At 63.1% G+C, this 19300-nt stretch carries 18 protein-coding genes, 1 tRNA gene and 1 pseudogene; 11 read left to right on the top strand and 9 right to left on the bottom strand.

The window, feature by feature from the left end:
• Positions 1 to 457 precede the first annotated feature (457 nt).
• The 3 genes from NKJ75_RS14675 (at position 458) to NKJ75_RS14665 (ending at position 2071) form a co-directional block, all read left to right on the top strand.
• Positions 458 to 787, top strand: coding sequence for an SOS response-associated peptidase family protein (locus tag NKJ75_RS14675; protein ID WP_023833479.1), 330 nt, complete (start codon positions 458 to 460; stop codon positions 785 to 787).
• 328 nt (positions 788 to 1115) lie between these two features.
• A complete protein-coding gene (locus tag NKJ75_RS14670) occupies positions 1116 to 1736 on the top strand; it encodes a site-specific integrase (RefSeq protein WP_245265777.1) in 621 nt (206 codons plus the stop codon).
• Positions 1733 to 2071, top strand: a complete 339-nt coding sequence (locus NKJ75_RS14665) for a tyrosine-type recombinase/integrase (RefSeq protein WP_245265772.1) — start codon at positions 1733 to 1735, stop codon at positions 2069 to 2071. Before NKJ75_RS14670 ends, NKJ75_RS14665 begins: the two co-directional genes overlap by 4 nt.
• Positions 2072 to 2167: 96 nt before the next feature.
• Here the strand turns inward: NKJ75_RS14665 and NKJ75_RS14660 are convergent.
• Positions 2168 to 2243, bottom strand: a tRNA-Ile gene (locus tag NKJ75_RS14660).
• A gap of 134 nt (positions 2244 to 2377) precedes the next feature.
• Between NKJ75_RS14660 and NKJ75_RS14655 the strand changes: the two genes are divergently transcribed.
• On the top strand, positions 2378 to 3088 hold the full coding sequence (locus NKJ75_RS14655) for an SIMPL domain-containing protein (RefSeq protein ID WP_023672467.1): 711 nt from the start codon (positions 2378 to 2380) through the stop codon (positions 3086 to 3088).
• A gap of 258 nt (positions 3089 to 3346) precedes the next feature.
• Here NKJ75_RS14655 and NKJ75_RS14650 read toward each other — a convergent pair whose 3' ends face one another.
• Together NKJ75_RS14650 and NKJ75_RS14645 are read right to left on the bottom strand one after the other, a co-directional pair.
• Positions 3347 to 3691, bottom strand: coding sequence for a hypothetical protein (locus NKJ75_RS14650; RefSeq protein ID WP_023672466.1), 345 nt, complete (start codon positions 3689 to 3691; stop codon positions 3347 to 3349).
• Between the two features lie 219 nt (positions 3692 to 3910).
• Positions 3911 to 4357 carry a YcgN family cysteine cluster protein gene (locus NKJ75_RS14645; RefSeq protein WP_023672465.1) on the bottom strand — a complete coding sequence of 149 codons (447 nt, stop codon included), beginning with the start codon at positions 4355 to 4357 and terminating at the stop codon, positions 3911 to 3913.
• A gap of 202 nt (positions 4358 to 4559) precedes the next feature.
• Between NKJ75_RS14645 and NKJ75_RS14640 the strand changes: the two genes are divergently transcribed.
• Entirely contained in the window at positions 4560 to 6755 is a 2196-nt protein-coding gene (locus NKJ75_RS14640) for an OmpA family protein (RefSeq protein ID WP_023691506.1), read from the top strand.
• 326 nt (positions 6756 to 7081) lie between these two features.
• Positions 7082 to 7597: a TIGR00645 family protein gene (locus NKJ75_RS14635; RefSeq protein WP_023672463.1), complete on the top strand. Its 516-nt coding sequence runs from the start codon at positions 7082 to 7084 to the stop codon at positions 7595 to 7597.
• A gap of 130 nt (positions 7598 to 7727) precedes the next feature.
• On the opposite strand, the gene NKJ75_RS14630 is transcribed toward NKJ75_RS14635, so the two are convergent.
• The 3 genes from NKJ75_RS14630 to NKJ75_RS14620 form a co-directional block, all read right to left on the bottom strand.
• Positions 7728 to 8594, bottom strand: coding sequence for an SDR family oxidoreductase (locus NKJ75_RS14630; protein WP_352499860.1), 867 nt, complete (start codon positions 8592 to 8594; stop codon positions 7728 to 7730).
• Positions 8595 to 8713: 119 nt separating this feature from the next.
• The gene (locus tag NKJ75_RS14625) at positions 8714 to 9421 is read right to left on the bottom strand and encodes a helix-turn-helix transcriptional regulator (RefSeq protein ID WP_352499859.1); all 708 of its coding nucleotides are present in this window, start codon (positions 9419 to 9421) and stop codon (positions 8714 to 8716) included.
• Between the two features lie 8 nt (positions 9422 to 9429).
• Positions 9430 to 10302 carry a S1C family serine protease gene (locus tag NKJ75_RS14620; RefSeq protein ID WP_352499858.1) on the bottom strand — a complete coding sequence of 291 codons (873 nt, stop codon included), beginning with the start codon at positions 10300 to 10302 and terminating at the stop codon, positions 9430 to 9432.
• Between the two features lie 169 nt (positions 10303 to 10471).
• Here NKJ75_RS14620 and NKJ75_RS14615 point away from each other — a divergent pair, with 169 nt between their 5' ends.
• Entirely contained in the window at positions 10472 to 11422 is a 951-nt protein-coding gene (locus NKJ75_RS14615) for a S1C family serine protease (RefSeq protein ID WP_023691509.1), read from the top strand.
• A 4-nt stretch (positions 11423 to 11426) separates the two neighbouring features.
• Here the strand turns inward: NKJ75_RS14615 and NKJ75_RS14610 are convergent, their stop codons facing one another.
• Together NKJ75_RS14610 and NKJ75_RS14605 are read right to left on the bottom strand one after the other, a co-directional pair.
• On the bottom strand, positions 11427 to 12338 hold the full coding sequence (locus tag NKJ75_RS14610; RefSeq protein WP_352499857.1) for an arginase family protein: 912 nt from the start codon (positions 12336 to 12338) through the stop codon (positions 11427 to 11429).
• A gap of 94 nt (positions 12339 to 12432) precedes the next feature.
• Positions 12433 to 12856 (bottom strand): annotated as a pseudogene (locus NKJ75_RS14605) (VOC family protein).
• Between the two features lie 66 nt (positions 12857 to 12922).
• Here NKJ75_RS14605 and NKJ75_RS14600 point away from each other — a divergent pair.
• Positions 12923 to 13549 carry a TetR/AcrR family transcriptional regulator gene (locus tag NKJ75_RS14600; RefSeq protein WP_023691512.1) on the top strand — a complete coding sequence of 209 codons (627 nt, stop codon included), beginning with the start codon at positions 12923 to 12925 and terminating at the stop codon, positions 13547 to 13549.
• Here the strand turns inward: NKJ75_RS14600 and NKJ75_RS14595 are convergent.
• Positions 13482 to 14438, bottom strand: a complete 957-nt coding sequence (locus NKJ75_RS14595) for a LysR family transcriptional regulator (protein ID WP_023744351.1) — start codon at positions 14436 to 14438, stop codon at positions 13482 to 13484. The genes NKJ75_RS14600 and NKJ75_RS14595 overlap by 68 nt on opposite strands.
• A 109-nt stretch (positions 14439 to 14547) precedes the next feature.
• Between NKJ75_RS14595 and NKJ75_RS14590 the strand changes: the two genes are divergently transcribed.
• The 3 genes from NKJ75_RS14590 to NKJ75_RS14580 all read left to right on the top strand — a co-directional run bounded on the left by NKJ75_RS14590 (position 14548) and on the right by NKJ75_RS14580 (position 19299).
• The gene (locus tag NKJ75_RS14590; RefSeq protein WP_023672454.1) at positions 14548 to 15183 is read left to right on the top strand and encodes an FMN-dependent NADH-azoreductase; all 636 of its coding nucleotides are present in this window, start codon (positions 14548 to 14550) and stop codon (positions 15181 to 15183) included.
• 109 nt (positions 15184 to 15292) lie between these two features.
• Positions 15293 to 16726 carry a 3' terminal RNA ribose 2'-O-methyltransferase Hen1 gene (locus NKJ75_RS14585; RefSeq protein WP_245265744.1) on the top strand — a complete coding sequence of 478 codons (1434 nt, stop codon included), beginning with the start codon at positions 15293 to 15295 and terminating at the stop codon, positions 16724 to 16726.
• Complete coding sequence (locus NKJ75_RS14580) at positions 16723 to 19299, top strand: polynucleotide kinase-phosphatase (protein ID WP_352499856.1); 2577 nt, start codon at positions 16723 to 16725, stop codon at positions 19297 to 19299. Before NKJ75_RS14585 ends, NKJ75_RS14580 begins: the two co-directional genes overlap by 4 nt.
• Position 19300 lies beyond the last annotated feature (1 nt).

The following is a 19300-nucleotide window of genomic DNA, read 5'->3' as shown; positions in this document are numbered from 1 at the left end:
CTTGCGCCTCCGATCGGCCGCTGGTGACTGTCGAAATCGAGCACGTTCGCTTGGTGGAGAGCCACGTTGCACCCAAGCGAAAACGCCGCTTGTCGACAAGGCCTAACTGAACGACCAACTGTCCGATCTCGGCCCGATTGCCGGCGAGCGATGCAACGCCGAGCCAGCCCACGTCGCGACCATGTCTATGCCTGCCCGATCTGCGGACAGCCGTCGATTAGCGTGAACCGGTTCAGCCAGAGACCGAAGCGACGTTTATCAAATTCCCGCGTAGGATGAAAAAACCCGCCGGCGCGAGCCAGCGGGCGTAAAATCTCATTAAAAGCTGACGAGGGGTTTGAATTCTCGTCACAGGACAACATTAGCTGAGGCTCAAATTGCATGCAACTACGCCTTCCGGCCTAAGACGGGCGCACCCCTCTCACTCTTAGGACTGCGACGCACACCGAATATCCCCATGGGGAATTGGTGGCCGGTCCCTTTCAATGCGTGGATTGAGGGGGCCGACACGGCGTCAGCGTTCCGCGACGACTTCAAGTCAAAGCGATGTCTGATCGCGGCAGGTGGCTTCTATGAATGGACGATATCGCCAGCCGACGGGAAGAAAGACCCTTGGCACATCTACCAGCCTGGCCACGCGCCTTTCTCGTTTGCAGGCATATGGGCTTACAAGTCCAATCTCGACATAACCAGCTGCACCATCATTACAGAGCCTGCCGCAGACCCGATGAAGCAGTTGCATGATCGACAGCCTCTCATTCTCGACCAGGCATGCAATGACGCCTAGCTGGACCGGCGACGCCCAAGGTCAGCCTCAAGGACATTCTCAGCCACGACATCGACGGTCAGCTGCAGTTCAACCGGGTTGGGCGTGAGGTGAAGACAAGTGCCGTCAACACGTTGCCCAACGACCATCCCGGCCTGGCCGGCATAGGCGCTAAGATAGGTATTGCCCTGCGGAATCGGGTGTGATTCTACACTGCGATGACACACGAATCGCTTGTTGATGACGGAGGGCGACCCAGAGCCAGGGCCTGAAGGCAATTATCATCGACCTACCCGGTCGGGCGTTGCCAAAGACGTTCGGTCATGCAGCGCGGCGACTTGAAGGGACTATGGAATGGCTGGACTTTGACGAAGCAACGCAGCGGAAGAATGTCAGGCTGATTGAACGCTTCCTTGGGATGCAGGTCGAACCTGCCTACCCGCTGACTTGGCGCGATACGCCAGTAGAACATCTCGACGCCGACCATCTGCGTGCGATTGTCGAAAGCGCCTTTGCCGCCAACCGGACGGTTGCCAAGCACCTGCTGGTCGCAATCAAGAAGCTCCTGTGGGTGGGGATCGAAGTTGAGAAATGGATCAAACCGCAGAACAATCCCTCACTGTCGATCCGCGTCCGCATTCCTAAATCCACCACCAATCCCGCGTGGCCGGTCCCCATTTGTGAAAAGTTCGAGGCGCGCCATCCGATCGGCTCCCCGCCGCGCACCTGTTACGCGCTCGCCTTTTGGCTGGGCAACCGACGAGGCGATATCGCCTCGTTGCAATGGGACGATTTGGTTTTCGAGGAGATCGAACTGTTCGATGGCTCCCTAGAGGTGATCGAAGCCTTCGATTTCCGGCAGAAGAAGAACCGCAACCGTCACGGCGGTCGCGAGATGTTTATCCCCATCCTCGACAAGCTGGCGCAAGCCTTGGCGCCGCTCGACGTTCGAAAGGCGGAACGGTACTGAAGAATGCCTATGGGCGTCCATTCGCGGAAAAGAGCCTCACCGGCATGATGGCACATTGGAACAAGCAGGCCGGCATTCCGGAGGGCTACACTCTCCACGGGCTACGCCGCACCTTCGGCACGTATCTCGCCGAATGCAACATCCAATCGCGTGCCATCATGGAGGCGATGGGGCATTCTTCCATGACGGTGACGGACGAATATGTCCGGGAGGCTAACAAGAAGCGAATGGCCGTCGACATAGCCCGCGCCATCAACGAGCGCGAGACCAAACGCGATGCGATGAAGCAGCGAGCGGCTGCGCGTCGTCAAGTAAGTGAAATCAACCGACCATGAGCAGGGTCCCATATCGGGTGCCCTTTTCTTCGGGCCCATAATGGGCCCAAAACGTTTTGGGCCGAGGCATATTTTTAATAACAAAATCAAAGGTCATGGTGGGCCCGGAGGGACTCGAACCCCCAACCAAGCGGTTATGAGCCGCCGGCTCTAACCATTGAGCTACAGGCCCCACGCGCGCTGGATTAGTGTTTTTCCTTGCGCGGCACAAGGCTTTCCGGACGGGCTGGCCGAGATCGCCCAAATCAGCCCATATTCGCGCCCTAGTCGACAGGCGCGACTGGATCGCACACCGAGGAGATTTTCATGACCAGACATATTTTGCCGCTCGCACTTGCCGCCGCGATCGCTTTTCCGGCGATGGCAAGCGCTGCCGATTCGCTGCCCCCGCCCCGCATCATCGTGTCGGGTGAAGGCCAGTCGACCGTGGCGCCTGACCTGGCGCTGCTGACGCTCAGCGTCATGCGCGAGGCCAAGACCGCACGCGCGGCACTCGACGCCAACAACGACGCCATGGCCGCCGTGATCGCGGCAATGAAGTCGGCAGGGATCAAGGACCGCGACCTGCAGACCGCCGGCATCCAGATCAACCCGCGTTACAACTACACCAACAAACCGGACGGCAGCCAGGAAGCCGAGCTTGTCGCCTACCAGGTGACCAACACACTCTCGGTGCGCATCCGCGACATCGACAAAACAGGTGAGATTCTCGACAAGGCTGTGTCGCTCGGCGTCAATCAGGGCGGAGGCATTTCGTTCTCCAACGAAGACCCGAAAGCTGCCGTCACCGAAGCCCGCAAGAAGGCGGTCGCCGATGCCATGGCCAAGGCCAAGACGCTGGCCGAAGCCGCCGGCGTCAGCATCGGCCGGGTGCTGGAAATCACCGACCAGAACGTTGCGCCGGCGCCGATGCCGATCAATGCCAAGGCCTTCGATGCGGCAGGCGCCGCGGTTCCCGTGCAGGCCGGCGAGAATGCCTACGCCGTGCAGGTAACAGTTACATTCGAGCTTAAGTAGCAGGCCGCCGGGCCGGGCGCGGTTCTGCTGAACCCGTCGGCCGGAACCGCAGATTTCCGACATGAAAAGCCCCGGAGGACTGGCCTCCGGGGTTTTTTCGAGCCGCACCTTTCCGCGGAGGGAAAGGGGCTCCTGGCTGACCCTAGAAGGGTCATGCCGCTACTCCAGGCTGATCCTCGCAGAGGAACATGCCTCCGGATCGACCTTCGCAGAAGGTCGTATCTCAGACTGATCTTCGCAGAAGATCAGTCTGGTTCTCTAGCGATAGATAACCGGGCAGCCGCGCTCATTGGCGAACACGACCACTACGCGATCGCCATACTGGCGGCCGGCGACCTTCACCACGCGGCGATTGACATCGACGATGCGGACGCGGTGCAGGCCCATGCGCTCGGCCTTGTCGAGGGCGCGGTCCGGCGAGCAGCGGCGCCAATTGCGGTCACGGCGAAAGCCGTCCTCATCGTCGCCGGTGTAGACGCCGACGCGGCGGTCATGGTTGTTGCCGAAGCCGAGATAGATCGAGTCCGCCTGAGCGGGCACTGCGGCAAGGGTGCCGAGAGCTACGAGACCCGAAAGGGCTGCCGTCTTGAATGAGTTGAACATTGTCTTCTCTCCTTGTTGAGGGCTTGCGCCCGTCTTGGTCGAACCGATGGGGGAGAATGCTCCTTGCAATCTGAACTCTTCGCGAACCGGCCGTTCATTTTCGGTTAATCTGCCCGACAGGTTGAAAGCAACCGCCCCTTCCACCGCTGCAAACGATCCTGACCGTCAAAAACGTCCAATGGCGCAGAACGCCCTATGGCAGCGTCCGTTCCAGAATGCTCAGGGCTCGTCATCGAGCATATAGTCGAAATAGTCGTCCGGCTCGGCCAGATCGGTCTCACTGGCGCGGACGCGGCCGCGCATGGAGATGCCGGCATCATGAACGGTCTCGGCACTTCCCGACACCAGCCTGTGCCACCAATAGAGGTCGTGCCCCTCGGCAACCAGCCGGTAGGCACAGGTTTTCGGCAGCCACGTGATGGTGCGCACATTCTGCGGCGTCAGCCCGACACAGTCCGGCACGCGCGCCAGCCGGTTGGCATAGTCCGAACAGCGGCAGCTTTGCCCATCGAACAGCCGGCAGCCGACTGATGTCCAGTAGATCTCGCCGGTATCCTCGTCCTCGAGTTTAGACAGGCAGCATTTTCCGCAGCCGTCGCACAGCGATTCCCACTCGGTGGGCGTCATCGCTTCCAGCGTCTTGGTCTTCCAGAACGGCGTTTCCATGATGGGTCGAGATGTGGCCTCCGCATGCGGCAAGGTCAAGCTGTTGTGTGACTTCAAGTTCCGGCCGCACCATAGGAAAAACATGAAGTTGCCTTCAAAACGCCGGTCAATCGTCCTTGGGTGCGGGTAATGCCTGCAAACCGGAACCAATCCGGTCAAGGACAGTTTGGGCAGGGATGGGACCCCACAAGGAGAATTTAAGATGAAACGCCAACCACGGGTACTGGCAGGTACGGCACTTGGCCTGCTTATGGCATCCGCGCCGTTGGGCGCATCCCCGTTGCAGGGCAACGCCGTTTTCGGCCCCTTGCAGCACACGGCCGCGCCACTGATCCTGGTCCAGGACGACCCTGCTGCAGATGGTCAGCAGACCGACCAGGAACTGCCGCGCAAAAAGAAACGCCAGCAGGCCGAACAGGCAGCGCCGGCCGCCGAGCAGCCTGCACCGGCTGCAGAGCAACCCGCCCCTGCCGCCGAGGAACAACAGCCGCGCAGGAAGAAGCGGGATCAGCAGCAGACCGAGCAGGCCCCGGCCGAACAGGCCGCACCTGCCGCCGAGGAACAGCAGCCGCGCAAAAAGAAGCGCAATCAACAGCAGCAGATCGAGGCGGCGCCTGCGGATGAGGGCGGCGCCCAGGCAGCGCCGGCGACCGATGAGCAGCCGCTCAAGCCACGCAAGAAGAAGCGTGACCAGCAGCAGATCGAGGCAGCACCGGCTGAACAACCGGCCGAACAGGTAGCTCCGGCAAATGAAGAACAGCCGCTAAAGCCACGCAAGAAGAAGCGCGACCAACAGCAGATCGAAGCGGCGCCCGCTGAACAGCCGGCCCAGCAGCCTGCCGAGCAGGCAGCGCCCACCGAACAGGTGGCGCCGGCAAACGACAACAAGTCGGGCAAGAAAAAGCGCAAGCAGGATCAGCAGATTGAGGCCGCGCCTGCCGACAAAGCGCCAGACGTCAAAGTTGCGCCTGCCGGAGAGCCCGCGCCGCAGGCCGAGCCGATTCAGCCCCCGGCCGATCAGCAAGCGGCTCCCGCCGAAGGTGAACAGCCGAAGGATCAGGCGAAAAAGCACGGCAAAAAAACTGTCGGCGAACAGCCGGTGACGGGCGAACAGCAGCCTGCGACCGGTGAACCACAGCCTGCGGAGCAACCGGCCAATGCCGAGCAGCCCGCGCAACGTGAGACGCCGGCGCAAGGCGAAGCCACGGCCAACCCCGACGAAGCGCCCATCCTGGACAGCCAGAAGGATGCCAGGCGCAAGCACCGCAAGGACCAGGGCGGCAACAGCCAGAATGGCGACGGCCAAAATGGGAACGGCCAGAATGCTGGCGGCCAGACGGGCGAGCAGCCCGCGCAGGGCGGCACCGAGGCGCAAGCCCCGAAGCCGGCTCCGGTCGACCAGGGACCGCCGCCCACCGACGACAAGTCAGCTCAGCAGGCAATTCAGCCAGAAAAGATCGCCCCGGTGACGGAGGAAAAAGGCAAACGCGTCGAGCGTGCACCCGATGAGAACGTCCGCGACCGCCGGCGTCCGAAAGGCGTCGACGTCGTCAAGGAACTCGGCGACCGCGTCATCCTGCAGTTCAACAACCAGACGATCGTGGAAAGCAATGACGCTCCGCGCATGCACCGCGGCGCCAGGAATGTTTACTATGAGGAACTGTCGGGCGATCGCTCTCGGGAAATCGTCGAGCGCGACAATGGCATCCAGATCGTCACCATCCGCAACCGCAATGGCGACGTCATCAGGCGATCGCGCATCACGCCGGATGGGCACGAATATGTGCTGAGCTATGTCGACGAGCGCAGCTATGACGACGACAATGACTGGCGCGATCCCGGTGACGACCTGCCGCCGATGCGGCTCACCATCCCGCGCCGCGAGTACATCCTCGATTCGGAAGATGTCGAAAGCCCGGACGATTATTACGAGTTCCTCGAACAACCGCCGGTGGAGAAGGTCCAGCGCCTCTATTCCATCGACGAAGTGAAGCGTTCGGCGCGCGTGCGCGACATTGCCCGTCGCGTCGACCTCGATACATTGAACTTCGAGTTCGGCTCGGCCTCGATATCCGACACCGAAGTGCAGAAACTGGAAGGCGTCGCCACGGCCATGGAGAAACTGTTGAAGAAGAACCCGGCCGAAACCTTCCTGATCGAAGGCCACACCGATGCGGTTGGCACGCCGGAAGCAAACCTTGCTCTGTCCGACCGGCGCGCTGAGTCTGTCGCCGAAGCGCTGACCAATGCCTTCGGGATCCCGCCGGAAAACCTGACCACTCAGGGCTATGGCGAGGAATACCTGAAGGTCAACACCACGGCGCCCAACCGCGAGAACCGCCGTGTCGGCATCCGTCGCATCACCTCGCTGGTGGCACCGGTGGCGAGTAACAATTGATCTGCTTTCCAATGGCTTGAGCAGCTTTCTGGAATCAGATCGACAACAAGGACCCATCCCGGCAGATCGGGATGGGTCGAGCTGCGGACAGCAATCCCGGTTCAGCAAGAATTGTACTGGTATTAGAACCGGCTCATTGAATAGAGCGGCCGCCCTCCCCAGATTCAAGCCTGGGCGTTCCCTGCCCCGTCCCGACTCCAGCGGGATGCATTGAACCCCGCCGGCCCTCCCGGCGGGGTTTTTTTGCGTCGCAATTTGCCTTGCAAACTGCGGCAAGCTGATCGAAATACCCCAGTCGACCTCAGAAAGCTGACCGGAACCGCTGCATGAAACGTCTCGAACTCGCCATCGAATCGATCATCCTCGCCTCACGCTGGCTGCTGGTGGTTTTCTACATCGGGCTGGCCCTGGCGCTCGCCGTCTATGCGCTGTCCTTCGGCAAAAAACTCTACGAGTTCGTCATGGTCGCCTTCACACTCGACGACACCGACACCATCCTGAAGATGCTCGGCCTCATCGACGCCGCACTTGTCGCCTCGCTGGTGGTGATGGTGATCATCTCCGGTTACGAGAATTTCGTCAGCCGCTTCGACGACCAGGATGGCGGTGTGCACTGGCTGGGTACGATCGATGTCGGTTCGCTGAAGGTCAAGGTCGCCTCGACCATCGTCGCTATTTCCTCGATCCACCTGTTGCAGGTGTTCCTGAATTCGTCTTCCTATACGATCGACCAGCTGATGTGGCTGACCATCATCCACCTCGCTTTCGTCGTCTCGGCGCTGATGCTGGCCTATATCGACCGGCTGATGGGACTGAGCAAAGGCAAGAAGGGCGAGGAGTGATGAGCCCCTTTCTCCCCGTTTATGGGGAGGTGAGGCTGGTCCGCACAGCGGGCGAAAAGCCAATTGCTTGGTTTTTCGAAAAACGCCGGCAGGTGGATGAGGAAGCAGCGCCGTCGGCCCGTGATTTCCGTCAGTAGATGCTTTTGACGTTCGTCGGCGAATTGGCAAATACCGCGTCCGGCACGAAAAAGTCGCCGGCCAGCGGCCCGGTCGCGCCCGGCGCATAGACCGCGAAATCGGTCACGCCCTCGGCCCGCAGCACCTCTTCATCGATGTAGAAATTGCCTGATGTCTCGCGCGATGAGCGCAGGAAGATGGCGTGTGCGGCATCGGCCATGATGTCGGGTAAGCGGCTCATCGCCGCCACCGTCGCGCCGCCGAGCAGATTGCGCACCGCAGCCGTGTCGATGGTCGAGATCGGCCACAGCGAATTGACCGCGATGCCGTCCTTGGCAAACTCGGCGCTCATCCCCAGCGTGCACATCGACATGCCGAACTTGGCCATGGTGTAGGCGACATGGTTCTTGAACCATTTGGCCTTCATGTCGAGCGGCGGCGCCAGATTCAAGATGTGAGGATTGCTTGCCAACTTCAGGTGCGGAATGCACATTTTCGACACCAGGAAGGTGCCGCGCGTGTTGATCTGGTGCATCAGATCGTAGCGCTTCATGTCCGTCTGCAGCGTGCCGGTGAGCTGGATGGCGCTGGCATTGTTGACGCAGATATCGATGCCGCCGAACTTTTCGACGGTCTTGGCAACCGCCTCAGCCACCTGCGCCTCCTCGCGGATGTCGCACAAAACAGGCAGCGCCTTGCCGCCGGCCTGCTCGATCTCCTCAGCTGCCGAGTAGATCGTGCCCGGCAGCTTCGGATGCGGCTCGGCGGTCTTGGCCGCGATCGTCACATTGGCGCCGTCGCGCGCAGCTCGCAGCGCGATCGAAAGACCGATGCCGCGCGACCCGCCGGAGATGAACAGCGTCTTTCCCTTGAGCGACATGTCTTGGCACCTCCCTTGCTACATCACTGACGCGAACCATTGCGCGGCGGCAATGCACTGCGCAAGGCCTCGGCAGCCTGCAACGGGTTACGCAACGTAGGCTCAAACGGAAAAGGGGGTTAGACCAGCACCAGGCCCTGCCGCATCGCGATCGCGATGGCATCCGTGCGGTTCGCAGCACCCAGCTTGATCAGGATCGCGGCGACGTGGAACTTTGCCGTGTGCACGGAGATGTTCAGCCGCCGCGCGATCACCTTGTTGGGTGCGCCTTCGGCCAGCAGCGCCAGCACTTCGGCCTCGCGCGGCGACAGCGCCGGACGGGCGGTAGCGCCATCGTCCAACGGCTCCTCGCCGAACAGCCCGCTATGGCTTCCGCCGTTGGCGGCGGCATCGAAATCGTCGTGGCGAGCGGGCGTCGAACGCCCATCCCTGGACACCCGGTAGCCGGCCGCCGCCAGTCTGACGGCAGCCGCGATCAGATTCGCATCCGACGCCAAAGGCAGCACGGCAAGCACCCGGATTTCCGGCCGGCCAGCGCTCGCGGATAGCAGCACCCGTGGGATTGCGCTGTTGCCACCATCGGCTCGATCGAGCCAGGCCGCACTGTTCGCAACAGCGTCATCGAAGACAGCGACGTCGGCAATCCCGCTGCCGGCTACGACCGGAAGCAGATCGTCCGCCATGGCAAGCGAAGCTGACAGGCGCTCGGCACGCGCGGCATCGTGCAGCGCGATCAGCACCACGAGCTGGCGTCCGCCGCCCGCCACCTCCGGCCCACCCACCTCCGGCCCACCCGCCTCCGGCCTTGTCAGCGTGTCGCTTTCCATCGGCCCTCTCAGCTCAGCGGCTTTTCACCGACGGTCAGCGCGACATCGCGCTGCTCGCCGCCGCGCACCACGCCGAGCGTCACCGCGGCACCCGCGCTATCCGGCCCGAGCTTTCGGATCAGTTCGCGCGGGCCGTGCACGGCCTCGCCATTCCACGCCACGATGATGTCGCCCAGCGCAAGGCCGGCGGCCTTGGCCGGACCATTGTCGTCGAGGCTCATGACCATGGCGCCGCGCGCCGCGCCGTCACGGATCGGGTGCAGGCCGGCGCCGAGATAGCCGCGCGCGACATGGCCCTTTTCCCGCAGCGTCGCCACGGCCCGCTCGATCGTCTCATAAGGCATGACCAGCGCACGACCACGTGGCCCAAACAGCAGCATGCCGATCAGCGCGCCCTTGGCGTCAAGCACCGGCCCGCCCTCGAAACGGCCGCCGGCATTGACGGCGAGATTGATGCGCCGATCGATGGTGCCGCCGCGCATCGAGCGCCAGGCGGGGCCGACCTCGCCGACCGAGCCCGAGACAGCCAGCGCCGAGCCCTGACTGCTGCCGACAGCGATGGCGACGTTGCCCGGCCGCACCCCATCCGCCTTGGCGAGCGCAGGCGCCGCGGCCGCGCCGGCCGGCTTCAGAAGCGCTACGCCGGTCGACGGATCGCGACCGACCAGTTCGGCCTTCACCGCTTCGCCCGAAGCCAATGTCAATTCGATCTCCTCACCGGCCTCGACAGCTTCCTCGGCGGTGACGAAATAGCCGTCACGCCAGTGGAAGGCGCTGGCGGTGCGATGGTGATGGGTGGTGAAACTTGCCGTTGCCGGCGCAGCCTTGGCGGCGAGATCGGCGATGGCCTCGGAAAATGCATTAAGGTTGAAGTCACTCATGATGATCTCCTGGGTTTTCTCATGCCCCAGATATCGCTCGGCAGTGCGCCCGGAGGTACTCGTCTGACGGCTAGTTACTGGTTTGACTGGCCATCTGGTCAGGTCGCGGCAGTTCGAGCCGCTCCGCACATATAGTCATCATCGCGCCTGAAAACACGGAGCCCCGCCAATGGCCCTCGCCGCCCACAAGTTCGAAACCGACGACACACTGCTCGACGCCTATTCGATGACAGTCGCCGACGCCGTCGACCGCATCGGCCCAGCCGTCTGCCGCATCGAGCGCGTCGGTGGCCAAGGTGGCCATGGCTCCGGCTTCGTCATCACCCCGGACGGGCTGGTCGTCACCAATTTCCATGTCGTTGGCGATGCCAAAACGGTGCGCGTCTCTATGCCCGACGGCGCCTCCAGCGAAGGCCGCGTGCTAGGCCGCGACCCCGACACCGACATCGCGCTGGTGCGCGCCGATGGCAGCTTCACCGAAGTCGCGCCGCTCGGCGATTCCAAGCGGCTGCGGCGCGGCCAGATCGCCATTGCCATCGGCAATCCGCTCGGCTTCGAATGGACCGTAACGTCGGGCGTGGTCTCCGCACTTGGCCGTTCGATGCGCGCCTCGACCGGGCGGCTGATCGACGATGTCATCCAGACCGATGCCGCGCTCAATCCCGGCAATTCCGGCGGACCGCTGGTGTCGTCGGCAGGCGAGGTCATCGGCGTCAACACCGCCATGATCCACGGCGCGCAAGGCATCGCCTTCGCGGTCGCTTCCAACACCGCCAATTTCGTCATTTCGGAGATCATCCGCTTCGGGCGCGTGCGCCGTGCCTTCATCGGCATCTCGGCCGACACCACCAGTTTGCCGCGCCGCGCCGCCCTTCTGTCGCAGGTGACCACCAGTACGGCGGTACGGCTGCGCAGCGTCGAGAAAGACGGACCCGCGGCGAAGGCCGGCCTCAGGGAAGGCGACATCATCGCGTCAATAGACGGTCGCCCGGTCACCGGCGTCGACGACCTCGTGCGCATGCTCGACGCCGAACGCATCGGCCGCGAGACGCTGTGCACCGTGGTGCGCCGCACCGGCGTCAGCCAGGTGACGGTGACGCCGGTAGCAAGGGCGAGTTGAGCCCTTATCGAGGCTTGAGCACCCGCCCGAGCAGCGACACCAGCAGTCGCGCAAGGTCACCGGTCGGGTCGAGGTCGGGATCGTAGATCGTCATGTCCAAGCCGGTGCAGCGCTGGTCCGCTGTCAGCGCCGACAGAATGGCAACGAGTTCATCGGGGTCGATGCCGGGGCTGCCGGGCGAATCCACCGCCGGCATCACCGTCTGGTCGAGCACATCGACATCGAGATGCAGCCAGTAGGGACAGCCGGCGCGCGCCAGCGTCGCTCTTGTCTTTTGCAACACTCCAGCCGCGCCGAGTTCCTGCGCGGCAAAGACGTCGATGCGCGTCACGGCGGTCGCATTGATGTCGGGCCAGGGAAAATCGGCATCGCGGCTCTCGCGTTCGCCGATCTGAACCACCGCCTCGTCGGCGACGAGCGGACCGACAACACCTGGCCATTGCGCCAGCAAAGCCTCGCCGCGTCCGGTGGCAAGTGCCAGATCCATGCCGGCAACCGAGCCGAGTGAGGCATTGACATCGTAGTTGCCGGGATGGCGGAAATCGCTGTGGCCATCGACATGGACCAGGGCGACCGCGCCCGAGCGCCGCGCGGCGACCAGTGCGCCAAGCAGGATCGAGCAGTCGCCGCCGATGATCAGCGGGAACTCGCCTTGCCCAAGCGCACCGGTGACGATCTCGGCAAGATCGAGGTTGAAGCAGCGGATCGCCGGACCATTACGCAGCCTAGTGCCCGGTTGCGGTTCGGTACTGTAGGCGGGTCTGTCGAGATCGACCACCCGCCCCGGCGCCAGCGACTCGATCAAACCAGCTTCGCTCAGCGCCTGCGGCGCACGCCAGGTGCCGGGCACATGGCCCGGCTCCAAGGGCCGAAGGCCGAGATTGGATGGCGCACGAACAAGGCAGATGTCACGCATGCGGCAGGCCCAGCTTCAACATCACCAACATAGACCGCATGGTGCGGGTCCGGCCACAGCGGCCGGAGCCGCTGCCGACATTTGCTGCCATTGTTCAGGCGCCCGCCGCGCCCGCCGCGAATTGCGCCTGAAATTCCGGGCTGAGCGGGATCGGCTTGATGACGTCGATCAGCACGCCATTGGGATCCCTGGTGATGAAATGGCGCTGGCCGAAGAGTTCGTCGCGCAGCGGGCACAGGATCGGCAGGCCGGCCGCAACGATCCGTTCATAGACAGCATCAGGATCCCTCACCTCGAAATTGATCAGCAGCCCCGATGTGCGGCCGCGCCCCCCCTCGGGGATCGTCTCGTGGTCGCCCTGGACGATACCGAGATTGACCCGGCGATCCTCGGCAGACTGCAGATGCACATACCAGTCGCTCGCAAACAGCGGCTTGAAGCGGAAGTGATTGATATCAGGCTTTTGTTCCGGCTACGTCGCCCGTCATCAGCACCGGATAATAGCTCGTCGTCTTCATCTTTCTTTCTCCCATCAGCCAACATACAGTTTGCATGTAATTCGAAATAACATACAGGCTGCATGTATGCAACGAGAAACCCCGCGCCGCTCCAACCGCGACCGCACCGAAGCGACGCGCGCCGACCTGATCGCCGCGGCGCGCAAACTGTTCATCGAAAAGTCCTATGCCGAGACCGGCACGCCGGAGATCGTTGCGGCCGCCGGCGTCACCCGCGGCGCGCTCTATCACCACTTTGCCGACAAGCAGGCGCTGTTTGCCGCCGTGGTCGAGCAGGAGGCGGCGGCGGTGGCGCAAGAGATCGAGCGCGCCTCGCCGCCTTCTTTGTTTGCCCGCAATGCGCTGATTGCCGGCTCGGACGCCTATCTCGCCGCCATGCGCGCGCCCGGCCGCACGCGGCTCTTGCTGCTTGACGGACCGGCCGTGCTTGGCCGCGCCGCCATGGATGCGATCGACAATCGCCACGGCAACCGGTCGCTGCGCGAAGGCCTGGTTGCGGCGATGCGCGAACAGTCGATGACCAGACTGCCTGCCGATGCGCTGACCGCTTTGCTCGCCGCTGCCTTCGACCGCGCAGCACTTGCCGTCGAGGCCGGCGCCTCGGCCGAAGACTATCGCGCCGTGCTCATGGCTCTGATCGATGGGCTGTCTCCGGCTCGCCCTCAGGCAGGTCGTCCGGTTCGAACTCGTTGAAGCAGCCGAGCTGGCGTTTGAACTGGTCGATCAGCCAGGCCGCCGCCGGTTTCGGGCTGCGGTCGGCGCGGTGCATGGCATAGAGCGATGAGCGCACCTCGCTAAAGGGTTCAAGGTCGAGTTCGACCAGCCTGCCGCTGGCCAAATCGTCCGCGATCAGCCAGCGCGGCAACCCGCCCCAGCCCAGCCCCTCGCGCATCAACGTATGCTTGATACGCACGTCTGTCAGCCGCCATGTACGATAGGCAAAGACGCCGAAGTCTCGTCCCTTGGTGCGTTCCGACTGGTCGGTGACAACCAGCTGGGTGTGCTCGCGCGCATCCTCGAGCGCCACCGGTTTCGGCAGCAGTGCCAGAGGATGGGTGGGGGCGGCAGCCAGCACGATCGACATGAAGCCGATGCGCACGAGATGCACGTCGACCTCGCCCAGCAGGCCACCGATGCCAAGATCCGACTGTCCGCTGACGACATGGTCGGGGATCAGACCGAGCGTGCCGATATGCAGTCGCATCATCACGGTCGGGAACTGCGCCTCGAACGCCTTCAGCACCCGCACCAGCACCGGCGAGGGCAGCGCCGCGTCAACCGATAGCGAAACTTCAGCCTCCAGCCCCTGATGGTGACCGTCGGCACGCGAACGGATGCGCTGCAGCACGCCGACCATTCGCCGGGCGTCCTCCAGCATCGCCCGGCCGATTTCGGTCAACTGCGGCTCGCGCGTGCCCTCGCGCTCGAACAGTTTCAGGCCAAGCTGCGCTTCAAGATTGGCGATGCCGTAGCTGATGACGGACTGCGCGCGGTTAAGCTTGCGGCCGGCGGCTGAGAAGCTGCCGGTGTCGGCGACCGCAACCAGGATCTGCAATTGGTCGAGCGTCGGATTGGGCTGCACGGCATACCTACTTTATGGATGGATCGTATAGAAAATATACCAGTTTTTTGGATGGGTCGGTAGGCCCATATCAGGCGGGAGAAATCAATTCCCACTGGAGAGAACCGCTATGTCTATCCTGCTTGTAACCTCGAGCCCGCGCGGCGCTGCCTCGCACTCGACCCGTATCGCTACCGAATTCGCTGAAAAGCTCGTCGCCGCCGACCCGTCGAATACGCTCGTCGTACGCGACCTCGTGGCCAACCCGCTGCCGCATATCGACACCGATTATGCGACCGGCATCTACACCCCCGTTGAAGCCCGCACGCCGCGCCAGGCCGAAGTCGTCGGCGTCTCCGACATCGTGCTTGACGAACTGTTCGCAGCCGACACCGTGATCCTGGCCACCGGCTTCATCAACTTCAACATCTCCTCGACCCTGAAGTCCTGGGTCGATCACATCTCCCGCTCCGGCAAGAGCTTCTCTTATGGCGAGGGTGGTCCCAAGGGCCTCGTCACCGGCAAGAAGGTCTATATCGTACTCGCCTCGGGCGGCATCTATTCCGAAGGTGCGGCCGTGCAGTTCGATCACGCCATCCCCTATCTGCGCGGCGTGCTCGGCTTTCTCGGCATGACCGATGTCGACGTCATCCGCATCGAAGGCGTCGGCATGGGCCCTGATGCCGTCACCGCCGCGCTCGCCAATGCGACGGCCAAGGTCGACGCCGTGGTGGCCAAGACCGCGAGCGCGCAAATCGCCGCGTAAGCACACCCCGTCATTCGCATTGAAAGGCAGGCGCTTCGGCGCCTGCCTTTTTCCTTGTCAGGCGGCGCGATAGGTTGCGTGTCGAAAACGGATCTATCGCGTTACTAGATTGCCGCGCAACGCCATTGGTTATTCGGCCTGTCTGCGTTATCGGTCGCTGATGTTCCTTTCCGTCGCGACAACCCATCATCCAGCCACAGATCTCGGCTTCTTGCTGCACAAGCATCCCGAACGTCTGCACGAGACTGACCTATCCTTCGGCAAGGCCTGGCTGTTCTATCCGGAGGCGACCGATGAGCGTTGTGAGGCTGTGCTTCTGCTCGATGTCGATCCGATAGGGCTCGTTCGGGGCAAAGGCCAAGCAGAGGGCTTGCTGGATCAATATGTAAACGACCGACCTTATACGGCATCGTCTTTTCTGTCTGTGGCTTTGAACAAGGTACTGCGGACAGCGATGACCGGCATCTCGAAAGAGCGCCAGCAACTGGCCGATAGCGACCTCCCGCTCGAAGCTGTGGTGACCCCGCTGCCGATGCCTGGCGGCGAGGCCCTGGTTCGAGATCTATTCGAACCGCTGGGATGGACCGTCAACCTGGCGCCGGTCGAAACTGTCGGATCTGGCGCGGGTGGACCACGATACGGTCATCTGAGGCTGACTGGCACCGGCCGCCTAAGCAGCCTGCTCAACCACCTTTATGTCCTGATCCCGGTGATGGACGACACCAAGCACTACTGGGTTGGCGAGGCCGAGATTGACAAGCTGCTGTCCAAGGGCGAGGGCTGGCTGGAAAACCACCCAGCCAAAGACCTGATCGTGCGCCGTTATCTGCGCAACCGAGGTGCGTTGGCCCGCATCGCCCTGGAGCGGCTGGCTCCGGAGACGGCCAATGAGGTCCTACCCCCCGAAGCCCGGGCTGCACCTGAGCAAGCGCTGGAGGCGCCCATCCGGCTGAACGACCTGCGCATGGACGCCGTGGTGCAAGCCATTCGGGCGACCGGAGGGGCCAGTGTTGCAGATTTGGGGTGTGGCGAAGGCAAGCTGCTCTATCGGCTCGTGCGCGAAAAATGGGTCCACAAGCTGTTCGGGCTCGACCCCGCTATTCGTGAACTGGAATGGGCCGCCAAGCGTCTCAAACTGAACGAGTTCGGGGGGCCGCCTGAAGACCGGGTCACGTTGCTGCACGGATCGCTGACATATCGCGACAGCCGATGGGCGGAAGCCGACGTCGCTGTGCTGGTCGAGGTCATCGAACATCTCGACGAAGACCGGCTGCCAATGATCGAGCGTATTATCTTCGGCGAGACAGCGCCAAAATTCGTGATCGTGACTACGCCGAACGCTGACTACAACCCCTTGTTCCCCAGTCTGGCCGCTGGCGCTTTTCGCCATCCGGATCACCGTTTCGAATGGGGCCGGGTTCGGTTTGAAGCCTGGGCGGTCAGGATCGGCGAGATCTATGGCTATAGCGCCGCCTTAAGTGGCATCGGAGCCGTGGACCCCGTGCTCGGCGCGCCGACGCAGATGGCGGTGTTCACCCGATGAGAGAGCCAGACAAGACCGACCTCACCATCCCTGACTTCGCCCTCGTCGTGCTGATCGGCTCGACGGGATCGGGCAAGTCGACCTTCGCCGCCAGGCACTTCCTGCCGACCGAAATCATCTCGTCGGATCGCTGCCGCGCGCTCGTCAGCGACAACGAGACTGATCAGGATGTCTCGGCCGACGCTTTTGATTTGGTGCGCGAAATCGCCGGCAAACGGCTCAAGCATCGAAAGCTGGCCGTCATCGACGCGACCAATGTGCGACCCGCTGATCGCAAGGCGTGGGTCGAGCTGGCGCGCAAATGGCACGCTTTGCCGGTCGCCGTGGTCATCGATCCGGGTGTTGATGTTTGCGTCGCCCGCAACGCGCTACGAGCCGATCGTCCCTTCGGCGCCGGCGTTGCCCAGCGCATGACGAACGAAATTCGCAAGGGCCTCGGCGGCCTGCAACGCGAAGGTTTCCGTCAGGTCTGGAAGCTCACCGGCGAGGCCAGTATCGACGCGGCCAAGGTCTCGCGTCAGCCATTATGGACCGACAAGCGCGACGATTGCGGTCCTTTCGACGTCATAGCTGATGTCCATGGTTGCGCCGACGAACTTCAGACCTTGTTCTGTCAGCTCGGTTACAGCATCGCCTGGTCCGACGGCCATGGTGATCGGACCGTCACTGTAACGCCGCCAGAAGGCCGCAAGATCGTCTTTGTCGGCGACCTCGTCGATCGTGGTCCCAACGTGCCCGACGTCTTGCGCATCGCCATGAGCATGGTCGCGGCGGGAACCGCCTACTGTGTCCAGGGCAATCACGAACGCAAACTCAGCCGCTGGCTGGAAGGCCGCAAGGTCACGATCGCCCACGGCCTGCAGCAAACCATCGACCAGTTGGACGCTCAGGATCGCGGCCTGCGAGAGGCTTTGCCGGCCTTCCTCGACAGCCTGCGCAGCCACGTCTGGCTGGACGGCGGACGCCTCGCCGTGGCACATGCCGGACTCAAGGAAGAGATGATCGGGCGCGGTTCCGGCGCGGTGCGCGAGTTCGCCCTCTATGGCGAAACCACGGGCGAAATCGACGAATTTGGCCTGCCCGTCCGTGCCGACTGGGCAGCCGCCTATCGGGGCAAAACCAGCGTAGTATACGGGCACACGCCGGTGCTGTCGGCGGAGTGGGTCAACAACACGCTTTGCATCGACACCGGCTGCGTGTTCGGCGGCAAGCTGACTGCCTTGCGCTGGCCGGAACGCGAACTGGTCGACGTGCCGGCAGTCGAGACCTGGTCCGAACCCGTGCGTCCCCTCGGTGGACCGGGCCTTGGCAAATCGGCACAGGCCGATGCCGACGGCGTGCTCGACTATCAGGATGTCTCTGGGCGACGCTGGATCGAGACCGAACTGAAAGGCAGGGTTGTCGTGGCCGAGGAGAACGCGTCGGCGGCACTTGAGGTGATGAGCCGCTTCGCGCTGTCGCCGCAGTGGCTGGTATATCTGCCGCCGACAATGTCGCCATCCGAGACCAGCAGCCAAGCCGGCTGGCTGGAACGCCCCGAGGAAGCTTTCAGTCATTTCCGCGAGCGTGGCGTCACCCAAATCCTGTGCGAAGAGAAGCACATGGGTTCGCGGGCAGTCATCGCTCTGTGCCGAAACGCGCAGACGGCGCGCGACCGGTTCGGGGTATCTGGCGACGAGACAGGCGCGATCTGGACCCGGACCGGACGCTCCTTTTTCAGCGACAGCGGCATGACGGAGCGCCTGCTCAATCGCCTGCGCGCCAGCGTCGACGCTGCGGATCTATGGCAGGAATTGAACAGCGACTGGTTGCTGCTGGACACCGAGATCATGCCATGGTCGGCCAAGGCAAGCAGCCTGATTGAAAGCCAGTACGCCCCAGTGGCAACGTCTGCGGCCGCTGGGCTCCAGGCCAGCCGCGAAGCGCTGGCCCGTGCGATGGCACGCGGCGTGGATACGGCCGCGCTCAAGGCTCGCATTGAGGACCGCGCCGCGCGTGCCGCCAGATACGCCACTGCCTGGGCGCCTTACGTGTGGCCGGTCTCGGGCGTCGACGACCTGAAGGTCGCGCCGTTCCACCTGCTGGCAAGTGAGGGATGCGTCTGGTACGACCAGAACCACGTTTGGCACATGACGCTTGCGGACCGTCTGGCTGCCGGGGGCGGCGTGGTAACGCGAACGCAATGGCGGATGGTTGACCTGGCCGATGCCGGTTCTTGTGCGGAGGCCGTCGCCTGGTGGGAGACGCTGACCGACTCAGGCGGCGAAGGGATGGTAGTGAAGCCGCACGACGTCGTCAGCCGAAACAAGAAGGGGCTCATGCAACCGGCGCTGAAAGTGCGCGGCCAGGAGTATCTTCGCATTATATATGGCCCCGAATACGATGCGCCGGACAATCTCGTGCGCCTGCGCGAACGAGGCTTGGGTGGCAAGCGCAGCCTGGCGCTCAGAGAGTTCGCGCTCGGTCACGAGGCACTGAAGCGGTTTGTCGCCAAGGAACCGCTGCGACGTGTTCACGAGTGTGTTTTCGGCGTCCTGGCGCTGGAGAGCGAGCCAATCGATCCGAGGCTGTAGG

Source organism: Mesorhizobium sp. M0058 (assembly GCF_040323095.1).
GTDB lineage: Bacteria > Pseudomonadota > Alphaproteobacteria > Rhizobiales > Rhizobiaceae > Mesorhizobium.
This window is presented reverse-complemented; position numbering and strand designations above follow the sequence as displayed.